Here is a 5,046-nt window from a genome sequence, read left to right as displayed (position 1 = left end):
GCAGTCTTCATTCAAGCAGGTTTACCCTGCTTCTGATGCAAACCAGTTCTGAAACAAGCCTATGCCACTGCATGACCGAGGACGGTCATACAGTGGCATAGGCGGCCGACGGTGCTGAACTTATGGGGTTGCCTGGCCATCGGTTGCCTGATGACCTGTCATACTCTCAATCACAACGCGATAAAAAATCGGTGTCAGGTGCGACTTGTCGACCTGCCCATGGCGTGACTTCCAGACACTGCACCCCGGTTCCCACCATTCGGGGTGTGCCTGCAGGATCTGCCATGCGCGTTGACGTTCATCCGACGTATTGACGGGGTGTGAATCTTGCTCGCGGATTTGCACCCCGGCACCCGAGACAGAACGCTCTGGCCGCCGCTGGGATGCATCATTCGGTTCAGGAATTTCTCCGAGTTCCTCAAACCGCCCCGTGATGATGACACTCGTCCAATCATAGACCCCGTTGATCTCATCGGCTTCGACGCAAACACGAGGATTGCTCCGCATCCATTCGATTTTTTGCCCCAGAGTCGTGAATCCATAAAGCGAACGAGTGGATTCATGCAGCCCAAGATAGACCGGAACGAGATAGGGTTGATTCTCATGAGCGCAGGCCAGCCGTACGAGGCGATTGCGGCGGAGCACTCGAAAGCATTCCTCCTGAGACAATTCGCGAATCAGCATTACCAATCCCCTTTCCACTTCCGGTCAGCGTGAAGGTGAAATTCGGTCCCGATCGATCTGGCGAGGCATCTCAGCAGTACGTCGCCTCCCACAAATGGGGGTCCTACTCGACGGATCTCTGTTTCGTCGATCAGCAAACCAGAGAACCGTGACCAGAGCGGGGCAACGAACCTGTAGAGGAGAAGCCATTTCGCATCATACGACTCCGCAGCCCGACATGGGTAGCCTCTTTCCCCACTCGAAGCGAAGAGATCGGCGAGGAAAGCCACGTGACATCTGGACGAGATACTGTGGAGTCAACTGCGGAGGCCAGTCTCACGTCTCATATTCCGCAGGGGACGCCGTTATGAGCCTGAGTTTTGTTTGATTCCCGTCACGTTGACGCCGCTGCCGATCAGCAGATTCTGGTTGTAGACCCAGCGATAGATCGCCCCTGTTTTTTCGGGGGGCAGCAATCGCAAGTCCGTAAAGCCAGCGGCCTCAAACCATGACAGGAGTTCCGCTTCGGTGTGGTGGTACTGGTACTGGGGAGCAAACCAGTCGAAGGTATCGCAGACACGGTTTTCCCGGTTGGGATGAGCACTGAAATTCACGACCTTGTTCAGGACTTTATTGACCACTGGAATTCCTCCCAGCCAGCCTCCCCATTCGCACCACCGTTCCAGTTTTTCCGGTGCCATTTGCGTGGTATGACGACGAAGACTTGTATTGAGCCGCTCCTGCCACCACTGATTGCGGCGGTAGAGCCAGACGGAATAGCGTCCTCCCGGTTTCACGAGTTTCGCGACCGCGTCAAACACCGACCGTGTGTCGGCATCATGATGCATGACCCCAATCGAAAACACAAAGTCGAACGAAGCAGGCTCAAGCGGCAGTTGCTTGAGATCCGCCTGCAGAAACGAAACGTTCGGCAGATGAGCGCAAAGTTGTTTTGCCTTGGAGACGGCCCGACTGTGATCGGCGCCGATCACGGTCGCACCGGCTTCTCCGCAGACTTTGCTGTAGCGTCCTCCGCCACAACCGGCATCGAGCACTTTCAGCCCATGAAGGTCCTCCAGGCGAACGCCTGTCTTCGCCTGAAATGTGGCACGGTCCTCATCGTCATGGGCAACTTCGTATTTCGTCCACTGCCGACCGAAACTGGCCAGATGCTGATCCTGAGTGAAGCGAGGAATCCCCTCCTCAAGCGGGACACACATCCCGCAGCCGCTGCACTGAAGGGAGTCGCTGCCCGCTTGAAATGCCGCTCCACAACCGGCGCAGCGCAGAAGTTCCACAAGGCCGGGCGAAATCTCGCCACGGGTCGATCGATGAGCCGATTCCAAAGGAGTGTCCTGACTGCAACAAATAGATGACGGCAAACTGTTCGCCAGTCAAAAGTGTCATCCACTTATGTCGCGGGAGCAACATCACCGCAAATTTTTCCCTCACCCTGCGCGACAGAAAGTCCCGGTGGCACAACGATCTGCAGTCGCACAGAGCGACGTTCGCGCCAGAGCGAAGATGAAGCACTTCGGCGGCACTCACCACGGCCCGACAGCGCTCAGATGTCGAGCAGGACGGTAACAGGTGGCGCCTACGAATTCCGGTTCACGGGGGTGCTGCCCCCGCCACCAGTTTGAAATCGCTATCTGGAAGACTATCATTCGGAAACGTTTGCTTTCCTCCCACCGCAAAGGAAATCCCGCCCGTGAGTTCACTTGCCATCCTTGCTTCGAACGCCAAGTCACAGCTCGATGCCCACACCTACGAAACGGTGCAATGGCATTTCCACGAATCAACCGGGAGCCCGTTCTGGCTCGAAAAAGCAAAGACCTACAATTTCAACCCGCTCAAAGAGGTCAACTGCTTCGACGATCTGAAGAAGTTTCCGCTGTTTGAAGATGAATGGCTGCGCGGTGGGCCCATCAGCCGCTGGATTCCGAAAGGCCTGGCCGGAAAGCCTGCCTATGTCTTCGAGACCGGTGGAACGACCGGCATTCCCAAGAGCCGCATGGTCATCGAAGACCACTGGATCGATTACGAGAACTTCAGCCACACGCTGCCCGACGAATATTTTCCGAAAGGGGCGAACTGGCTGATGCTAGGCCCTTCCGGTCCACGTCGTCTCCGTCTGGCCGTTGAACACCTCGCTCAATACCGTGGCGGCATCTGCTTCTGTGTCGACCTTGATCCTCGCTGGGTCGTCAAGCTGCTGAAGAAGGGAAAGATCAAGGAAGCCGAAGACTACAAAGAGCACGTCATCGATCAGGCCCTGACCATCCTTTCGGCAAACCACAACATCCAGTGCGCCTTCATGACGCCCAAGCTGCTGGAAGCACTGGCCATGCGGCTGATTGATGAAGGTTCGAGCATTGCCGAGAAAGGGATCAAGGGGATCTTTGCGGGTGGTACCGAGTTCACCCCGCAGTGGTATCGAACCTGTCGCGAAGAGTTGCTCGGTCCCGATGTCTACATCACCCCGACCTACGGGAACACGTTGATGGGTCTGGCCTGCGGCAAGCCCTTCGATCCTGCGGACAACTACAAGATTACCTATTACGCTCCGCAGCCTCGCGCGGTCATCGAAACGGTCGACTTCAAGGACTACAACCAGCTTGTCGGCTATGGAGAGACCGGACGCGTGAAGCTCTACACGATGACGAAAGAGCTGTTCATTCCGGGCTTCATGGAACGGGATGAAGGGGAACGCGAGATGCCCCACGAGAAATATCCCTGGGACGGCATCAGCGGCACCCGCCCCTTCCACGAGTACGCGAAGACCACCACCGTTGGTGTCTATTAATCGCGTCAGGCATCGAGAAAACCAGAGTCCGCGGGCCTTTCATGCTGTATGAAGGCCCGCGACTTCGTGCATTCACTGGCAGCATCTTTCTGTGAAGGCTGAGTCATGTTTGATATTCCCATTCTTCGCTTCGGTCAGACCTACGAGTCAATGGAAAAACAACCGGTCGTGCACTTCGACACGGGGGAACCAGTGGCGCAGCTCCATCAGGCCACCGGAGCCATGGTCAAACTGGACCTGAAGAAATCACAGAAAGCCCGCGAGGCCCTGCGATCACTCTCGATCGCGCAACTGATCGGCATTTGCAAGTCCGCAGCAAAGCTCTATCTGGAAGAAACTCTTCCGTGCGGCAATGGGTCGCTCTCACCCGAAGAGTTCTGTCGGATGCAGTCCGCGACGACGGGACTTCCCGAGCACATGTGCGCGACGAACATGCGCAAGAACGCATTCGTCCTTGGACACATGGACGAAGTTCTCGACGCACTGACACGCGGCCTTCCCTACGAGATTCTCGAAAAGGGATACGGAAAAGAATCACGGGGTGTCATGGTTTCCTTCCAGGCGACCACTCCCGTTTTCGGTATGGTGCTGCCGAATAATTCACCCGGAGTTCACACGCTGTGGCTGCCTGCGATTCCGATGCAGATCGGACTGTGCATCAAGCCCGGCTCACAAGAATTCTGGACCCCTTATCGAATCACTGAAGCCTTCTTCAAAGCGGGACTGCCGCGCGAAGCCATTTCGGTCTATCCCGGTGGCCATGATGTCGGGGGGGCGGTCATGACCGACTGCCAGCGAGCCATGATTTTCGGTGGCCAGAACACCGTCGATCAGCACGCGGGAAATCCTCGCATTTCCGTCCACGGCCCCGGCTTTTCCAAGATCATTCTCGGCGACGACGTCGTGGACCGTTGGGAAGAGTACATCGATCTGATGGTCGACAGCGTCATCGCCAACAGCGGTCGAGGCTGTATCAATGCCAGCGGAATCTGGGCTTCGCGCCATACCCGTGAGATTGCCGACGCGGTCGCACAGCGTCTGGGCCCCATCGCACCACTCCCCCCGAACGACCCGAAATCGGCTCTCGCCGCATTCACCACTCCTGGTGTCGCTGACGCGATGAATGCTCAGATTGACGAAGGTTGCCAGGCCGAGGGTGTCACGGAAGTCACCGCCAAGTATCGTCAGGGAAGCCGACTCGAAAAGCGAGAACGGTGCGACTACCTCCGTCCTACCGTTGTGCATTGCACCGGCCCCGATGTCCCCCTGGCGAATACCGAGTATATGTTCCCGTTCGTCTCGGTTGTCGAATGCCCGCAGAACAAGATGCTCAGCCAGATCAAACAGACTCTGGTCTGTACCGCCCTGACCGAAGATCCCAAGTTCAAGCAGCAGTTGCTCGACGCGACCAACATTGACCGCTTGAACATTGGCAAGGTGAAGACCATGCAACTGAACTGGCTTCAGCCGCATGAAGGGAACATCGTCGACTTTCTCTTCCGGAATCGCGCGTTCCAGGATACTCCACCCGCTGCGCACTGATGCGGGCGAAGTCAGTCGTGTAACGTCACTGTCTC

4 protein-coding genes are annotated in these 5,046 nt (G+C 56.8%); 2 read left to right on the top strand and 2 right to left on the bottom strand.

Annotated features, from left to right (window positions below; genetic code table 11):
- Positions 1-120 precede the first annotated feature (120 nt).
- On the bottom strand, positions 121-684 hold the full coding sequence (locus VGE80_RS20085; protein ID WP_440593892.1) for a pyridoxamine 5'-phosphate oxidase family protein: 564 nt from the start codon (positions 682-684) through the stop codon (positions 121-123).
- Positions 685-1,028: 344 nt separating this feature from the next.
- A complete protein-coding gene (locus VGE80_RS20080; protein WP_373653615.1) occupies positions 1,029-2,009 on the bottom strand; it encodes a class I SAM-dependent methyltransferase in 981 nt (326 codons plus the stop codon).
- Between the two features lie 365 nt (positions 2,010-2,374).
- Between VGE80_RS20080 and VGE80_RS20075 the strand changes: the two genes are divergently transcribed.
- Positions 2,375-3,469 carry a hypothetical protein gene (locus VGE80_RS20075; RefSeq protein WP_373653616.1) on the top strand — a complete coding sequence of 365 codons (1,095 nt, stop codon included), beginning with the start codon at positions 2,375-2,377 and terminating at the stop codon, positions 3,467-3,469.
- A gap of 105 nt (positions 3,470-3,574) precedes the next feature.
- A complete protein-coding gene (locus tag VGE80_RS20070; RefSeq protein WP_373653617.1) occupies positions 3,575-5,011 on the top strand; it encodes an aldehyde dehydrogenase family protein in 1,437 nt (478 codons plus the stop codon).
- The last annotated feature ends 35 nt before the right edge of the window (positions 5,012-5,046 follow it).

Origin of the sequence: Schlesneria sp. (assembly GCF_036405755.1) — a bacterium.
In the GTDB taxonomy this organism is placed as follows: domain Bacteria; phylum Planctomycetota; class Planctomycetia; order Planctomycetales; family Planctomycetaceae; genus Schlesneria; species Schlesneria sphaerica.
The sequence above is the reverse complement of the archived record's forward strand: the minus strand, read 5'-3'. Positions and strand labels throughout refer to the sequence as shown.